The organism is Veronia pacifica, from assembly GCF_001707825.1.
GTDB lineage: Bacteria > Pseudomonadota > Gammaproteobacteria > Enterobacterales > Vibrionaceae > Veronia > Veronia pacifica.
Map to the genome: position 1 here is coordinate 25,223 of NZ_LYBM01000008.1, position 14,991 is coordinate 40,213.

General features: G+C 40.8%; 17 protein-coding genes. 11 read left to right on the forward strand and 6 right to left on the reverse strand.

All coding sequences use genetic code 11. The annotated features are described in order from the left end of the window. Positions 1–22: 22 nt before the first annotated feature. Positions 23–208 carry a hypothetical protein gene (locus A8L45_RS06405; RefSeq protein WP_139122324.1) on the forward strand — a complete coding sequence of 62 codons (186 nt, stop codon included), beginning with the start codon at positions 23–25 and terminating at the stop codon, positions 206–208. Positions 209–304: 96 nt separating this feature from the next. Here A8L45_RS06405 and A8L45_RS06410 read toward each other — a convergent pair whose 3' ends face one another. Next, positions 305–1,558 carry a hypothetical protein gene (locus tag A8L45_RS06410; protein WP_068900399.1) on the reverse strand — a complete coding sequence of 418 codons (1,254 nt, stop codon included), beginning with the start codon at positions 1,556–1,558 and terminating at the stop codon, positions 305–307. Positions 1,559–2,225: 667 nt separating this feature from the next. Here A8L45_RS06410 and A8L45_RS06415 point away from each other — a divergent pair. Beyond that, complete coding sequence (locus A8L45_RS06415) at positions 2,226–2,810, forward strand: hypothetical protein (protein WP_068900401.1); 585 nt, start codon at positions 2,226–2,228, stop codon at positions 2,808–2,810. Between the two features lie 117 nt (positions 2,811–2,927). After that, on the forward strand, positions 2,928–3,542 hold the full coding sequence (locus A8L45_RS06420; RefSeq protein ID WP_068900403.1) for a hypothetical protein: 615 nt from the start codon (positions 2,928–2,930) through the stop codon (positions 3,540–3,542). 128 nt (positions 3,543–3,670) lie between these two features. On the opposite strand, the gene A8L45_RS06425 is transcribed toward A8L45_RS06420, so the two are convergent. Next, positions 3,671–4,555 carry a LysR family transcriptional regulator gene (locus tag A8L45_RS06425; RefSeq protein ID WP_068900405.1) on the reverse strand — a complete coding sequence of 295 codons (885 nt, stop codon included), beginning with the start codon at positions 4,553–4,555 and terminating at the stop codon, positions 3,671–3,673. A 107-nt stretch (positions 4,556–4,662) separates the two neighbouring features. Here A8L45_RS06425 and A8L45_RS06430 point away from each other — a divergent pair, with 107 nt between their 5' ends. Continuing rightward, positions 4,663–5,208 (forward strand): cytochrome b, encoded by a 546-nt coding sequence (locus tag A8L45_RS06430; RefSeq protein ID WP_068900407.1) that lies wholly within the window; start codon positions 4,663–4,665, stop codon positions 5,206–5,208. A gap of 52 nt (positions 5,209–5,260) precedes the next feature. Then, complete coding sequence (locus A8L45_RS06435; protein ID WP_068900410.1) at positions 5,261–5,848, forward strand: YceI family protein; 588 nt, start codon at positions 5,261–5,263, stop codon at positions 5,846–5,848. A gap of 184 nt (positions 5,849–6,032) precedes the next feature. Here A8L45_RS06435 and A8L45_RS06440 read toward each other — a convergent pair whose 3' ends face one another. From A8L45_RS06440 to A8L45_RS06455, 4 genes are all read right to left on the reverse strand, one after another. Then, positions 6,033–6,302, reverse strand: a complete 270-nt coding sequence (locus tag A8L45_RS06440; RefSeq protein WP_068900412.1) for a hypothetical protein — start codon at positions 6,300–6,302, stop codon at positions 6,033–6,035. A 373-nt stretch (positions 6,303–6,675) separates the two neighbouring features. Further along, the gene (locus tag A8L45_RS24470; RefSeq protein WP_175401929.1) at positions 6,676–7,044 is read right to left on the reverse strand and encodes a hypothetical protein; all 369 of its coding nucleotides are present in this window, start codon (positions 7,042–7,044) and stop codon (positions 6,676–6,678) included. A gap of 549 nt (positions 7,045–7,593) precedes the next feature. Further along, complete coding sequence (locus A8L45_RS06450; protein ID WP_068900416.1) at positions 7,594–8,025, reverse strand: GFA family protein; 432 nt, start codon at positions 8,023–8,025, stop codon at positions 7,594–7,596. 69 nt (positions 8,026–8,094) lie between these two features. Next, complete coding sequence (locus A8L45_RS06455) at positions 8,095–8,496, reverse strand: VOC family protein (protein ID WP_068900418.1); 402 nt, start codon at positions 8,494–8,496, stop codon at positions 8,095–8,097. A gap of 366 nt (positions 8,497–8,862) precedes the next feature. On the opposite strand from A8L45_RS06455, the gene A8L45_RS24985 reads away from it, so the two are divergent. The 6 genes from A8L45_RS24985 to A8L45_RS06480 all read left to right on the forward strand — a co-directional run bounded on the left by A8L45_RS24985 (position 8,863) and on the right by A8L45_RS06480 (position 14,989). Then, a complete protein-coding gene (locus A8L45_RS24985) occupies positions 8,863–9,036 on the forward strand; it encodes a hypothetical protein (RefSeq protein WP_217492127.1) in 174 nt (57 codons plus the stop codon). Between the two features lie 408 nt (positions 9,037–9,444). Then, positions 9,445–10,173, forward strand: a complete 729-nt coding sequence (locus tag A8L45_RS06460) for a response regulator (protein WP_068900511.1) — start codon at positions 9,445–9,447, stop codon at positions 10,171–10,173. A gap of 28 nt (positions 10,174–10,201) precedes the next feature. Then, a complete protein-coding gene (locus A8L45_RS06465) occupies positions 10,202–11,638 on the forward strand; it encodes an ATP-binding protein (RefSeq protein ID WP_068900420.1) in 1,437 nt (478 codons plus the stop codon). A gap of 150 nt (positions 11,639–11,788) precedes the next feature. After that, positions 11,789–13,036, forward strand: a complete 1,248-nt coding sequence (locus A8L45_RS06470; RefSeq protein WP_068900421.1) for an ABC transporter substrate-binding protein — start codon at positions 11,789–11,791, stop codon at positions 13,034–13,036. A 175-nt stretch (positions 13,037–13,211) separates the two neighbouring features. Continuing rightward, the gene (locus A8L45_RS06475) at positions 13,212–14,132 is read left to right on the forward strand and encodes a carbohydrate ABC transporter permease (RefSeq protein WP_068900423.1); all 921 of its coding nucleotides are present in this window, start codon (positions 13,212–13,214) and stop codon (positions 14,130–14,132) included. Further along, positions 14,132–14,989 (forward strand): carbohydrate ABC transporter permease, encoded by an 858-nt coding sequence (locus A8L45_RS06480; protein ID WP_068900425.1) that lies wholly within the window; start codon positions 14,132–14,134, stop codon positions 14,987–14,989. Before A8L45_RS06475 ends, A8L45_RS06480 begins: the two co-directional genes overlap by 1 nt. The last annotated feature ends 2 nt before the right edge of the window (positions 14,990–14,991 follow it).

The window sequence follows — 14,991 nt, forward strand, 5'->3', positions numbered from 1 at the left end:
TCAATCAGATCGAGCAGGCTATATGAAAATATCGAATACAAAAGCAGTATCGTCTGAATTTACTGTAAGCAGCAATGAGGAAACTTTCAAAAGGTTCAATGATTGGATGATTATGCGCAACGATGAGAATATCACGTCTGCCGATATTGCCAGTGACCTCTTGTCATCATCGCATTTAGAGGAACTGAACCACTTCAGTAACTTATGAGATGGGTTGAAGCCTTCGCCGTCCAATTTAGTGTAATGTCTGCAGTCTGCCATCGTTCCATAGTTTTGATGTGCCCGGGTCAACTGTGCAGATAGGCTATGTTGCTAACACCCAATATGTCGGTTTGTCATCCTCTCTAGATTTGACTGGGCAGACAATATTCTTTTCGTTGCCATGTACTATTTTTTTAGAGAGTACATGTTTAATGACAATGGTATCTTTCATCGCTGACATACCTTCAATTCCTAGTCCATTCGTGGGCACTAACATGGGGATCCAATGCACGGAATCGTGTATTGTCAGGGTTTGCTTAACATCTTTTAAATAAATGCAATTTCTTTTAACTCCGTCGAGTAAAAGCCCTGATGACTGGTTTTTGATCAAATAGCTGACTGATTCACTCTCTTTATTGAATGGGATGAATTTCCACTGTTGCATTTTTATCTCAAGTCGATCGACAGCCGCTTTTCCATTACATAGGTATACCTTTTGATATTTGGCGTCAGCTGCAATGAATATTTGAGGGTTATTATTGTGATTATCACATGAAAAAAAGTTATTAAAAATAGGTTTGACTCTTCTATGTTCAATCCAAGGAGGATGTTTTGAGTCACCACAACCATTCTTGTAACCTGTTAGGTAATTTTTTGATGTTCTTTGTTTTAACATCACAGTTGGAAGCTGTATCTTTTTTCTTATCATCAGTGGATTTTTAACAATATCGAAAAAATGCTGCCAGATTAGGTTTATGGAACGGGGGATAAGTGAAAGGTACTCCCTATTTATGTCTTTGATACTTTTCGATAGTATAAATTTTTCACTTTTTTCAAGTGTATTTATCGAAGTAAGAATTTTTTGAATAGTTATAACAGCCTTACAAACGTAATTTTGATACAAGAAAAACATTGAATCGATGTACTTATCTACGCTGATTCCAGCCTTTATCAGCTCAGCAGAATAGTGGCTTAATTCTGTATAAATACCTTGTTGTGGGTATAATGACTCACTGATATAGAGAAGATGTTGATAAATACCTTTTCCTTCTACATCTAGAACATCTTTTGCTGATTTAACTGTCATCCCGATCTGACGATTTTTATATAGCTTATCAAATGACTCACATGTCTTGCGATAATTTAAAAGGCTTCCATTGAGATCACGTGCCAGCAAGTCTCTCTCAAAATCGTCTATTTTGTTCTGTATTTTATCAATACCAGAAGCTAGGCTATCTATTCCAGAGCTGTTGATTGCGTTGGCTAAGTCAATAGTCTCAATTGTATCCTGGTACTTTAAAATATTAACAATCTCACGCGTAGTACTAGGTAATGGTTGGGCTACCAGTAATGACATAAATTGCTCCTCGCAAATTATATACATCCCTAATCTAAGGTCATTTTTATAGGTTTGTTATCGCTGAATATAAATCTTGCTGATAGCATCAAATTTTAATGACTTTTCATCATTCATTCATTGATAAATGTGATCTTTGATTTATTTTTAATGTTATAAATTAATAACTTAGCTTATTTTTAGGTGGGTGTTTTTCAATGAGCTTCTAGTGTACCTACTTATTAATATAAAACTGATTTAATATAAATATAGTTGCATTTATAATAGAAATATGTTTATCTTTAAATCAGATTATAAGCATTAAGATATTAATCTAACGATAACATACTGAGTTTAATCGATTTATTAAACTGTAGATAATAGTCACCCTAAAAATGTTCAAAAATTCCTTCATTGACTATCCTTAGAACACAGTATGACATTTATAACAATAAATTTTATAGATGTAGTTTTCTAAGAAAACAAAATTTACTCCTTAACTATAAATATCAGTTTTTTTGTCATAAATTGATTATTTTTTGTCTTTAAATGAAGATATTAATTTTTATCTAAATTAATTTGAACTAATTTACTAGTACTAGCACTTAACTCTTGAATAATTTATTTATAAAAAAACAAAATTATAAAATCGTAAAGATACCCTGATGTAATAATAGGAGTGATAAAAATGAATATAGCACCTAGAGTACAATTCGTACCTGCTTATTTTTCTAATAATCAATTTGTAAATACACAACAACAATTACCTCAAGAGAGTGCGACATCGTTATCAAATGTTGTTTTAAACCCTACCATTTCTGCAGGTTATGGACTCTCAACACCGAGTATTCATAATAATATTAGTCCTGCAAAACCACAGGTATTCATATTAAGTCCTACAAATTATCCCGCTTGGAGTAATACCAATCTTCAATTTGGTAATATTGGACAGAATGAGAATAAAATTGATGGAAACAATGTAGTCACACCAACACAAAATATTAAGGCTATGGCCGACGATGTGGTAGACACAATAAATATTGCTATTGATGCACCATTTGATATAGCGGACAACCTTATCTATCGAGGATCTAAAACACTATTTGGCCTCGTTGATACACCAGCTCGCGTTGCTCTTGACACAACAAAAGTGGCAGCTTCTGCCGTTGAAATCGCTGGATCGGCAGTTGTGGGTTTTGCTAAAGGTTTCATTCAAGGTGTAGACAACACCAATGAAGACTTTCATGCACAATTTAATCGCGATAAAAAATAAAAACAGCTTTTAAGTAAAAATATATTATTAATAGATATTTATTTTATATGAATAAAAAATGTCTAATTGATATATAAAATAGTAAAAAAATCCAATAAAAAATAAGGAATATTAGAGATGAACATTGTACCTGGCGTAAAAAATACACCTGTTAACTTTTTAAATGATCAAAGCCTGATTGCACAGCAAAACCGACATAATGCAGTACTTCAGCTTCAAACCTTACCAAATAATGGTGCTTCAATCATTTCTGGTGGTTATGGATTCTCAGCACCGAGTTTCTTTAACAATTCAGGTTTGGCTCAAACTCAAGGAAGAGTGGTGTACCCTTCAATGTTACAGCCGTCTGTGACAACACTTCCGGAATGGGGACATTTTCACCAAAAGCCATGCGGTCAAACAGTTCAATCACCGACCGTTAAACCCGATGGCGATAAAGAACCGGAAAAAGGCGGTTTATTCTCAGATATAGTGGGCGACATTGTGGATGCAGTTAACGAAGTTGTTGATGCTCCATTTGATATAGCAGATAACGTTGTCTATCGCGGGTCAAAAACATTATTTGGTCTTGTTGACACACCGGCTCGAATTGCTCTTGAGTGTGCGAAGGTGCCAGCCTCTGCGGTCGAGATAGCTGGCTCTGCAGTAGTCGGTTTTGCCAAAGGATTTATTCAAGGTGTTGATAACACTAATGAAGATTTCCATAATCAATTCGACCGTAATAAAAAATAAAACGTAGTGTTAAAGAGCCTCGTCACTAAAGTAGACGAGGCTCTTTACATTATTTCAATTGATTTATACTTTCTCTTTTTACGTCGCTTTCTCATAAACGTCGACTTGGAGATTCTTTAGTTTTTCGCTTAGCTATCTTTGAGTTTAGTTTTTAGAAACTGAGTAAATGCTTGCACTTTGGGTGAGTGATGCAAATCTCTGTGAGTGATCAGCCATAGACTCGCATCCCATTCAGTGGGAGCTGGGAACATGGGTACTAACGTTTCTTCTTGCTCAGCCAACCATACATGGCAAGGCGCAATACCTGCTCCCGCTTTGGCCATTTCCAGTGCAAAATTGAAATCAGCCGCCCGGTGATGAATTTGTTCTTTGGGGACGGAGGTCTCTATCCAAGCTGTTGACGCAACATTCATCAATTTTTTACCAACAGTGATAAATCTGTGTCCCTCAATATCTCGCAGCGACGACATTTTCCCAAATTTTCTGATGTACTCGTGAGATACATAAAGACTGGTTGGAATATGCTTTAGATGCTGCACAACATAATCAGGAGTTGTGGGTTTTTTTCCGGGGCGGATACCAACGTGTGCCTCACCATATTCGAAGCGGCTCAGTTTGGGCGTCGCAGAAATCTCTATACATATTTCAGGATGAAGGTTCTGAAATTCGGCAAATATGGGGGTTAATGGCGGTATAAACGATAGCAAGGTGGTCACAACCAGTTCGCCGCGTAGCGTGTTATCGTTGGCAACTAAATTTCCCAGCAACCTATCAAACTGATGCTGAGTTTTATCAGCTGTCTCCAGTAGCATTTCTCCAGCTGGCGTCGGGGAGTAACCGCGTGGATGTCTATGAAATAACTTCACACCCAATTGCGCCTCTAAAGCGTCAATTCGGCGAAGTACTGTGGAATGATGCACATCTAGTTGCAGAGAAGCTGCTGATAAGCTGCCACTTTTTGCTACATGATATGCAAAATAAACATCTTTCCAGTCGATTCTTTGTGCATTCATGCACACAATCTTTGCATAGGACGTATATCTCGTCAACAAAGTAGATTATAGAATCACCATTAATTCGACTTACTTTTGACATTGCACAATCACTGCACAGGGACGTTATGTCAGATAAAAATAAAGAAAACTGGAGTCCAACGCTGATCATCATCCATTGGGTTGTTGCATTGGCAGTATTTGGACTATTTGGTTTGGGGTGGTGGATGGTGGATCTCTCTTACTACGACACGTGGTACAAAACAGGGCCTGACCTCCATAAAAGTATTGGTATTTTACTGTTTGTCACGATGCTTATTCGTTCAGTCATCCGGCTTTTCGGTCGTAAGCCTGAACCTATTCCCTCTCATTCCAAGTTCGAAAAAGTCGTCGCCAGTAAAGTTCACATTGCACTTTATGCATTGATGTTTGTTGTGATGTGTAGTGGATATTTAATTTCGACAGCTGACGGCAGGGCAATCAGCTTATTCGGCGTCATAGATATTCCAGCAACCATAACGTCCATCGAAAATCAGGAAGACGTAGCAGGACTGGTTCACTGGTATGGCGCATGTACTATTGTCGCACTCGCTGTGCTTCATGCTGCTGGTGGATTGAAACACCACTTTATAGATAAAGACAAAACATTAAAGCGCATGCTCGGAAGGGCATAGTTAGGACAGGACATTTAATAGCAAGACAAAAAGATTGTATGGAGACTCTGTTATGAAAAAACGCCTTATAGCCACATTAATGCCAGCGGCATTGCTAGCGACCTCATTTTTATCACCATCTGCGTTGGCCGATGATTACAAAATTGATACCCGTGGAGCGCATGCATCCGTTCAGTTTCGGATACAGCATTTAGGGTATAGCTGGTTGGTTGGACGCTTTAATACGTTTGATGGTAAGTTCAGTTATGATGAGAAAAATCCAGATGCATCGAAAGTGACTGTGAACATTGATACCGCGAGTGTGGACTCAAACCATGCCGAGCGTGACAAACATCTTCGCAGTAAAGACTTTCTCAATGTATCCAAGTTCCCACAAGCAACATTTGTAAGTAGTTCCTTTAAAGAGCTGGGTGAAGGTAAAGCGACTATGACTGGTAGCCTTACTTTGAATGGTGTTACAAAACCGGTGACTATCGATGTCGACCACATCGGAGCGGGTCAAGACCCCTGGGGTGGCTATCGTCGAGGCTTCCTAGGTAAAACAACTATCGCCCTCAAAGACTTCGGTATCAATACAAACCTCGGTCCTGCATCAACAAACGTTCAGCTTGAGTTGAATGTGGAAGGTATCCGCATCTAAAGCGACTCAATGACAAAGAGCCCACTATGGTGGGCTTTTTAGTTTGAATAATAACTATAAAGTATATGGTTTCAGGCTTGGGTTAACACTCAGATTAGAAAGTAAGAGAGCCGTAATAATTTACTGCAAGACCTCACTTTTAAGGCCACTTCGATCAAGCTTATAGCTGGTGCCTTGATAGTTGCTAAATCATATCGCCAGCAACGTATCGGCCATTAAGGCAAAGTTTGATTTTTACAGTCCAAAATGCAAATACAAAAACTTCGATAAGATGTTCCGCACCGTCAACTATAATTCTTTTCGCAATAAACGGTGAAGATTTGTCTAATGAGAATAGGGAATTGTCTTTAACTATCAGTTCGCCATCAACAAAGAGTTTTGCACCGCTGAACCACGTATTTCCAAATTTTACGTGTGTATTCCCTATGGTTGTTTCTACTGTTTTTTTTGGCATAGCTATTCCCTGAATATCAATTTCTTTAACATTTCCAACGTAGCGCTAAAGAATTATCCAACATAATTTAAAGTTAATATTTTCGAGTGTCTGCACGCGTTGAATTATTAAGGGTTTGGGTAAAAAGATGATGCATAAATGAGCGTATTTCTGCGTCCGAGGTTATTAAAATGTGTGAATCTGAAAGGTAGAAGATGAGGGCGGTATAGATATTTGCGGTTGCGTTACTGCGGGATGATGATGTGACAAATATGATTAATATTGAGAGAAAAAATACTTTATACTGTTTTCTGATTTTAGTTAAGATGGCGAACCAATGGCAGAACTTATAGTTAAGGCCGGACCAGTGAGGCCGACCTAATATTAGAATTAATCAATGAATCTCTAGAACCTTAGATTTATTGTTTTCTTTTATTAGCCTAAAAGAGACGAGGCCAACTAAACCAATGGTTAAGAGTACGACTAAAGGTATCGGTTTAAAGGCATCGCCAAGGAATGGAAGTATCAAAAAATATATTGCACCAAGTAAAGATAGGCTTAATAAAGAGCAAGTGAAATACCCTATATACCTCGCGAATTTTCCACCTCTATTATGCAGTGCAAGTGCTGTTGCTAAGTAAGCTGGCGTGGCTATAATCCCGATAAAACTCATCTCCCCCATTACCAGTTGCGAAATACCTAGTGCAAAAAATATTGAGAAAAGTGCTGTTAGTAGAATCCGTAAAAGTCTCATACGCTCCATATGCCATATCTGTATTTAGCCACAACCATATCAAAAACCGCTACGCTAAAGAGGGGTATTGTTGTGGAACAGGTCTAAAAAACGCCACTCTGTAATATTGGTAACTTATTGTTTGAAATATAAATTTGTAAACAGTTAGGGAGGCGAAGCTCTTTACGATTTCGTATATGTAGAGCGATTAGATGATTAAGATGACGAATATCGAGCGGAGCAAAATATTTCCCGCTTCTGGTCCTTTAGAGGTAGATCGGAGCGGATTGCAAAGAAGTTGATTCATGACGGGTTAGCCCAGCTTTGTGATGTGGTTAAGTTATTGGGGTGGTGTCATCGATTTAGCTCTCAATAAATTGAATTTTCAGCGTTAACTTGATTATCTTATTAGACCTTCTGAGATGCGAATTCATTTTCATCTAATCTACTGCTGTCTGAAATGACTTCTGAACTAGCCGTAGCAACAGCGTATAAATGATGTACAACTCTCAGTTTTTCCGCACCAACGTCCAATGTAGAAGCGGTATACCTCATGATCTTATGAGGTAAATGCCGCATTTAGCGGCTTATCTCCTGTAATATTTTATTCAGTATTTCTATGTCGGGCATTTCTTCATATTGCTTGCCATAGTCACAAATGTTGTCCCAACTCGCTTTAGATTCGACAAAGAGATGAGCGGCTATTTGGCTTTTTCCGGTACCATCAAGTAATCCTGCTGGAATCCAAAACTGTTTTCCATTGTCCATTAGATGGGGAACATTGCTTCCACATTTGCTACAGAAATCTGAACGGTATCCCGTTTCAGTTTTAAAGGAGTTAATCATTGATTCGCCTTTGAGCCATGAAAATTGTTCTTTATTTAGAAAAGTGGCTGTGTCTGACGAAGAACCTGATAGTTTTCTACACAACGAACAATGACATTGATAAAGATGAGGAAGATGTCCATCAATGCTAAATTCAACATTTCCACACAAGCATTTACCATTCATATTTACTTATTCTCCTGACACTTAGTGCTTTAAGTACCATTTATGCTTTGTTGTAGGGAAAATTTCCATTTAGCTACCTTGCCAGATTAGCTCCATCCTTAACCACGATGGTTCGTTGAACATCATATGTTTGCGGGGACCTCCGGAGAGTAGCTCAGGAGCAAATTCAATGGTGCATTTGGGGTGGTCGGCAATTTTACGATATAGCTCATCAAGTTTTGCTTCAGACTCCACTTTAATAGCTAGGTGATGTAGGCCGACATTTTTCTTTCGGTCAAATTCCGCTCCACCTAAACTCTTGTCTACTTGCCATAGAGTGAGACGTAAGGTTCCATCAGATACCGCTGTCCGGGGGTAGGATGGGTCATAACCGGACTCTTGCCATCCAAGGACTTCGATAAAAAACAATTTACTTGCCTCCAAATCATCGACCGATAAACCAAGATGACTTAACCCAGTAGTCTCCGACATATTTTTGCTCCATATCATTGAGTGTGTTACCAATTTCGCCACCCAATATAATCTCTACATTCTGTCTAATATAATTAACGGTGAAAATTTGCGAGTGTTTGCACACCACGAATTTTCAGCTCCCAGATAAACATGTACTGGTTGGTAAAAGGGTTAATGTGCATGAGAGTCTTAAGGAATTTTTCTCTGAAAATCTGGAGGCGAAGTAGTTTACGGTTGTCTTACTGCGGGAAGCGGAGTTGATCAGGCTGACGAATATTGAGCGAGGTAATTATTTCTGGTTAATGGCGACGATTCGCGAAGCTATTTTCTTTTATTTTAGTATCCATATCTTTTTCTACTTTAGCATCATAAATCGATATTATTATGATCATTGGTTATTCTGATGATGCTGTTTCTATTTTGGATGCCGTAGTGCAATATATATTGATGGCATTAATTTTTTCAGCTATTCCTGCAAGTGATGCTTCAGTATCGTCAATTATTATTTTTTTAAGCTCCGATAGTATTGCTTTTCACTACATCAATAATAAAACATGATGGAAGGCCTAATAGTTTTGCTTAGTATCATGATTCTTCTAGAGCACTATTCGTGCCGTTAACTTAATCTTCTTTTCTACTTTGAAAGGGTTAAATGATATCTCCTATCCAATGGTCAGTTCATATGGTTCAGTATGGACTTTTGGTGGGTTGCTTTCCTTCGTTTTTTTCGACTTCTTGGCATTTGTGCTGAACAGTATAATTTCCACTTGTCGTTAAAGTATTGATACACGGTAAATATATGAGGGGACGATAGAGAAAACAATTAAAATGAGTTCGGCAACATTTGGCAGGGGCCCAGTAAAAAGAAAAACTCCAATTGCTAACGGCACGTTTTTCAGGGATGGTTACAATGTACGTCACTTTCTCTCTTTCTTAGTAAGGCACGAATGTGTTATGGGCAAAGGAATGCACACAAAAACTCATATTCTGGTTGTGGATGACGACAGTGAGATCCGGGAATTGCTAGAAGAGTATTTGTCTAAAGCTGGCTTTCAAGTATCAAGCGTGGAAGACGGCGAGGCCATGGCTGAATTTTTGCAACAACAGGGTTATCCGGATTTGATTTTGTTAGACGTAATGCTCCCCGGTGACGATGGATTTACTCTTTGTCAGAAGGTTCGAAGGCAATCTAATGTACCTATTATCATGCTGACAGCAGTATCTGATGAAACGGATCAGATCATCGGGTTGGAAATCGGTGCGGATGACTATATTGCGAAGCCGTTCAGCCCACGTCAATTAATAGCAAGAATCAAAGCGTTGTTAAGGCGAATGCATGTTCAAGAAGATGAGGCTGGTGCATCACCTTCTTTATCCCGAAATATTGTGTTTGGTGATTGGCGACTAGACACACTCTCTCTTCGTGCGACTCATTCGGATACTCACGAGATAATCGAATTATCGGGCAGTGATTTTGCTTTGTTGATGCTGTTTTTGTCTCATCCAAATGAAATATTGGATCGCGACACCATTTCTATTGCGACGCGTGGAAGAGAGGCACTCCCAATGGAGCGGGGGATTGACGTACAGCTAAGTCGATTGCGACAACGCCTTGGTGATAAAGGGAATAGATATATCAAAACCATGCGTGGAAATGGCTATATGTTCACGGCAAGCGTTACGTATGAGCGATGACAGCCAGCGATAATAGGGAGCACCTTATATGAAGCTAAAGTGGCCGAATTCTCTCGTTGCTCGAACGTTACTCTTAACGCTGTTAGCTGTTTTGGTTGCGCAAGGGATTGCAACCTCTATTTGGTATTCACAATATAAGCAACGTGAGTATGAAGGTATCCGTTCGGCATCGGAAAGTATGGCGAATATGTTTGCTTCAACTGTCACGTTTTTCCAGTCTCTACCTAAAGAGTACCGCCATATCGTTTTAGATCAGATTCGGAATATGGGAGGGACTCGATTTTTCGTCTCGTTTAATGAAGAGCGGCTGTCGATCGATCCTGTTGCGGAATCTCGTCTGAAGCGTATTTCTATTGATGCCGTAGAACAGGTGCTTGATAACAAGCTTCGAAAGGTACAGCAAATTGATGTCGAGTTTTCTCGTCCAGATACATTGCGAATCTTAAAAAATGACATTCTTCTTAGTGATTTACCGCGCTCTTGGGCGCACCATACCCTAACGCTTGAGCCGCTCAACCCACCTATTTTGGTGGTGCAAATAGAGCTGGCTACCAATCAATGGCTTTATATCGCCGCACTGCTTCCCGCCCCATACATCAGCTTGGACGACACCATTATAGGTAGCGATCAGATGGTGTTTCTGGCTTTCTCAACCACACTGTTGCTGCTGCTAACCTATTTATTGGTTCGTCGTCAGGTTCGTCCATTGAAAAGGCTGGCAAAAGCAGCGAACGACATGAGTATCGACGCAGAACAATCTCCATTGGCCGAAGAAGGCGCAAGTGAGTTGGTAACCGCGACCCGTGCATTCAATCGGATGCAATCTAGGATCAACCGTTACATCACTGACAGAGAGCATTTGTTTTCTGCCATTTCACATGATTTAAAAACCCCCATCACGCGCTTGAGAATTCGTGCTGAGTTACTGGAAAACGATCAAAAACGGTTTAAGTTTAACCGCGATCTCGATGAGCTGGAGATGATGGTGAAGGGAGCGCTTCAGTGTGTAAGAGAGACCGATTTGCATGAGAATAATACTCAAGTAGACCTAACGGACATGTTGGCATCGATTGCCGAGAGTCATAATCAGGAAAGCACCAAAGTTTTCCTGCCAGATAAACCTATCTTACCTATTTGGGGAAAACCACTTGCCATGAAAAGGGTGCTCACCAATCTCATCGATAACGGGGTTAGGTATGGGCGTCGCGTACATGTCTTTGTCTATGACCACGAGGATCGATTAGAACTCACTATTCAAGATGAAGGGCAGGGTATTCCTGAAAGTAAACTGGACCTGGTATTTGAGCCGTATTATCGCCTTGCCAATGATAAGGACGGACACGGCTTAGGGCTGGGGATTAGCCGAAATATCCTCCATGCACATGGTGGAGATCTCATTATTTACAATTCTCTCAATGGTGGTCTGGAGGCAAAAGTCCTTATTCCACATGACCCTGAGTTCTAATGTAACATCTCAGTTACATTGCTCTTACCTTTTGTTTCAATATTCTGTTTTTTCCATGTTTAGACTCAGGGTAAATGAGGAAATGCTCGGTAGTATCCTTTTCCCCGTTTTTGCTTAATCCAAGGCTGCAAAGCCAAAACAACATGGACGATGAAAATGAATAAGACTCTGATTATCCTATCATTGCTAGCTGCCACGTCGTACACACAAGCTGGCGAAGTAGAAGTGCTTCATTGGTGGACCTCTGGTGGTGAGGCAAAATCCGCTGCTGTACTGAAAAGTAAGGTAGAGGAACAAGGTCACTCTTGGAAAGATTTCGCTGTTGCTGGCGGCGGCGGTGAAAGTGCCATGACAGTATTAAAGACTCGTGCGGTATCAGGTAACCCTCCTTCAGCTGCTCAAATCAAAGGACATGATATTCAAGAGTGGGGTAACCTTGGGTTTCTGACAAGTTTAGATGACGTGGCGAAAGCGGAAAAATGGGAAAATAATCTCCCTGGCGTTGTGACAAAAGTGATGAAGCATGAGGGTCGCTTTGTCGCCGTCCCTGTTAACGTTCACCGAGTAAATTGGTTGTGGGCAAACCCAGAAGTATTGAAAGCAGCGGGGGTGTCTGTTCCTAAAACCATGGATGAGTTTTTTGCGTCAGCAGAAAAAATCAAAGCTGCAGGATACATTCCTCTTGCTCACGGCGGACAACCATGGCAAGACGCGACAGTATTTGAAGCGGTAGCCCTTGATGTGCTTGGTAGTGCTGACTACAACAAAGCGTTTGTCGATCTCGATATGGATGTGCTGCAAGGCTCGAAAATGGTGGAAGTATTCGAAAAATTCCAGAAGATCCGCGATTACATCGACAGTAACTCCCCAGGTCGTGATTGGAACGCGGCGACATCAATGGTCATCAATGGTGACGCCGCTATGCAAATTATGGGTGACTGGGCAAAAGGCGAGTTTGCTGCGGCGGGTAAAATGCCCGGTAAAGATTACATTTGTGCGCCATCACCGGGTACAGATGGTCAGTTTACGTTTAACATCGACAGTTTTGCCTTCTTTAAGCTGAAAAATGCAGAAAATGAAAAGGCGCAAAAAGCACTGGCGAAAACCATTCTCACTAAAGACTTCCAAGAAGTATTTAACCTCAATAAAGGCTCAATTCCTGTTCGTTTAGATATGGACATGACCAAGTTCGACTCCTGTGCTCTGGATTCAATGGCAACATTTAAGAGCAGTGCAGACAGTGGCGATTTAGTGCCAAGTATGGCGCATGGCTTGTCGACAACCAGTTATGTTCAAGGGGCAATTTACGACGTTGTAACCGACTTCTTTAACGACCCATCAGCAAAAGCGGATGAAGCGGTTAAGAAGCTGGCAAAAGCGGTAAAAGCAGCTATCTAAGTCCGATTCAAAGCCAGTAGCCCTTCGACCCAAAGCGCCGAGAGATCTACTGGTTTTGATATTGAGCTCTCCCCGAAAAGAATATCCCTTGAGAGTCAGCTCAAGATGAGCTCGCACTTTACTTATATACCGACGCTTACAGCGGTTATTAGGGGCCTTTTAACAAGGATAAGTTATGGAGCATGTTTTGACAGTGCCTAAAACTAAATCGGCGCCGACGCGCAGCTTTGTCGATAAATTACAAAACTGGCTGCCAAAAATTGTTCTGGCTCCAACTATGCTCGTCACTGTGGTGTGTGTGTACGGCTACGTTTTTTGGACTGCAGCCTTATCTCTAACCAATTCACGCTTTTTGCCTAGTTTCAACTTTGCTGGTCTCGTTCAGTACGAGAAATTAATGGAAAACGACCGTTGGGTTACCTCGATCACTAATCTAGGTATCTTTGGTTTGCTCTTTATGTTTATCGTCATTGTCTTGGGTGTAGGGCTGGCTATTTTTCTTGACCAAAACATCCGACAAGAGGGTGCGATACGCACTATTTACCTTTATCCCATGGCGTTGTCGTTCATCGTCACGGGCACGGCGTGGAAATGGATTTTAAACCCAGGGCTAGGCATTGAAAAGATGGTGCGAGACTGGGGCTTTACCGAGTTTGAGTTTAACTGGTTGGTGAACTCTGAAATGTCAGTTTATACCTTGGTGATCGCAGCTGTCTGGCAATCGTCTGGTTTTGTTATGGCGATGTTCTTAGCTGGCCTCCGTGGTATCGACTCTTCTATCATAAAAGCCGCGCAAATCGATGGCGCAAGTTTACCAAGCATCTATTTCAAGATCATTTTGCCATGTTTAAGGCCGGTGTTTTTCAGTGCCGTGATCATTACATCCCACATTGCAATCAAGAGCTTTGATTTGGTCACTGCATTAACTGCGGGTGGACCGGGTTACTCGTCTGATTTACCTGCATTGTTTATGTATGCGCATTCATTTACCCGTGGCCAAATTGGCTTAGGTGCTGCAAGTGCAATGATGATGCTCGCGGGTATTTTAGCCATTCTAGTGCCGTACCTTTACTCTGAGTTAAGGGAGAAAAAGTGATGAGTAAGCCAATCAATTTAAGCCGAGCATTCTTATACGCGGCTTTGCTGTTTTTCTGCTTGGTGTACCTCATGCCACTGTTTGTTATGGTGATCACCTCATTCAAAACCTTGCCAGATATCAAAGCAGGTAACCTCATGTCTTTGCCACAAGAGTGGGTATTTGACGCTTGGGGTAAAGCTTGGTCCTCAGCGTGTACCGGCGTGGCATGTGAGGGAGTAAAAGGGTACTTCTGGAACTCGTTTCAAATGGCGATTCCAGCGGTTGCCATTTCTACATTACTCGGTGCCTTTAATGGGTATGTAGTGAGTAAATGGAAATTCAGGGGCTCAGATTTGTTTTTCAGTCTCATGCTGTTTGCCTGTTTTATTCCGTTTCAGGTCATTTTACTCCCAATGGCGGCAACGTTGGGCAAGCTCGGACTCGCCAATACAACCATGGGTCTTGTGATCGTTCACGTTATCTATGGTTTGGCGTTTACCACTCTATTCTTCCGAAATTTTTATATCGGTGTACCGGACGAATTGGTAAAAGCGGCAAAGCTTGACGGCGCAGGTTTTTTCACCATCTTCTTCAAAATTTTACTGCCTTTATCGCTCCCCATCATCATGGTATGTGTGATTTGGCAGTTCACTACAATTTGGAATGATTTCCTATTTGGCGTTGTTTACTCCGGTTCGGACACTCAGCCCATTACTGTTGCCCTAAACAACTTGGTGAATACCAGCACAGGGGTGAAAGAATACAACGTAGATATGGCCGCCGCCATTATCGCCGCACTGCCGACACTGGTTGTGTATGTATTGGCAGGTAAATACTTCGTGCGTGGTCTCACCGCCGGATCAGTAAAAGGATAAAC

Bases quoted from the DNA above. Each gene is read 5' to 3' on its own strand.
- A8L45_RS06470 (WP_068900421.1), top strand. From the start codon at position 11,789: ATGAAAATGAATAAGACTCTGATTATCCTATCATTGCTAGCTGCCACG.
- A8L45_RS06405 (WP_139122324.1), top strand. From the start codon at position 23: ATGAAAATATCGAATACAAAAGCAGTATCGTCTGAATTTACTGTAAGC.
- A8L45_RS06430 (WP_068900407.1), top strand. From the start codon at position 4,663: ATGTCAGATAAAAATAAAGAAAACTGGAGTCCAACGCTGATCATCATC.
- A8L45_RS24985 (WP_217492127.1), top strand. From the start codon at position 8,863: ATGATCATTGGTTATTCTGATGATGCTGTTTCTATTTTGGATGCCGTA.
- A8L45_RS06465 (WP_068900420.1), top strand. From the start codon at position 10,202: ATGAAGCTAAAGTGGCCGAATTCTCTCGTTGCTCGAACGTTACTCTTA.
- A8L45_RS06435 (WP_068900410.1), top strand. From the start codon at position 5,261: ATGAAAAAACGCCTTATAGCCACATTAATGCCAGCGGCATTGCTAGCG.
- A8L45_RS06410 (WP_068900399.1), bottom strand. From the start codon at position 1,558: ATGTCATTACTGGTAGCCCAACCATTACCTAGTACTACGCGTGAGATT.
- A8L45_RS06440 (WP_068900412.1), bottom strand. From the start codon at position 6,302: ATGCCAAAAAAAACAGTAGAAACAACCATAGGGAATACACACGTAAAA.
- A8L45_RS06475 (WP_068900423.1), top strand. From the start codon at position 13,212: ATGGAGCATGTTTTGACAGTGCCTAAAACTAAATCGGCGCCGACGCGC.
- A8L45_RS06415 (WP_068900401.1), top strand. From the start codon at position 2,226: ATGAATATAGCACCTAGAGTACAATTCGTACCTGCTTATTTTTCTAAT.
- A8L45_RS24470 (WP_175401929.1), bottom strand. From the start codon at position 7,044: ATGGAGCGTATGAGACTTTTACGGATTCTACTAACAGCACTTTTCTCA.
- A8L45_RS06450 (WP_068900416.1), bottom strand. From the start codon at position 8,025: ATGAATGGTAAATGCTTGTGTGGAAATGTTGAATTTAGCATTGATGGA.
- A8L45_RS06460 (WP_068900511.1), top strand. From the start codon at position 9,445: ATGCACACAAAAACTCATATTCTGGTTGTGGATGACGACAGTGAGATC.
- A8L45_RS06480 (WP_068900425.1), top strand. From the start codon at position 14,132: ATGAGTAAGCCAATCAATTTAAGCCGAGCATTCTTATACGCGGCTTTG.
- A8L45_RS06425 (WP_068900405.1), bottom strand. From the start codon at position 4,555: ATGAATGCACAAAGAATCGACTGGAAAGATGTTTATTTTGCATATCAT.
- A8L45_RS06455 (WP_068900418.1), bottom strand. From the start codon at position 8,496: ATGTCGGAGACTACTGGGTTAAGTCATCTTGGTTTATCGGTCGATGAT.
- A8L45_RS06420 (WP_068900403.1), top strand. From the start codon at position 2,928: ATGAACATTGTACCTGGCGTAAAAAATACACCTGTTAACTTTTTAAAT.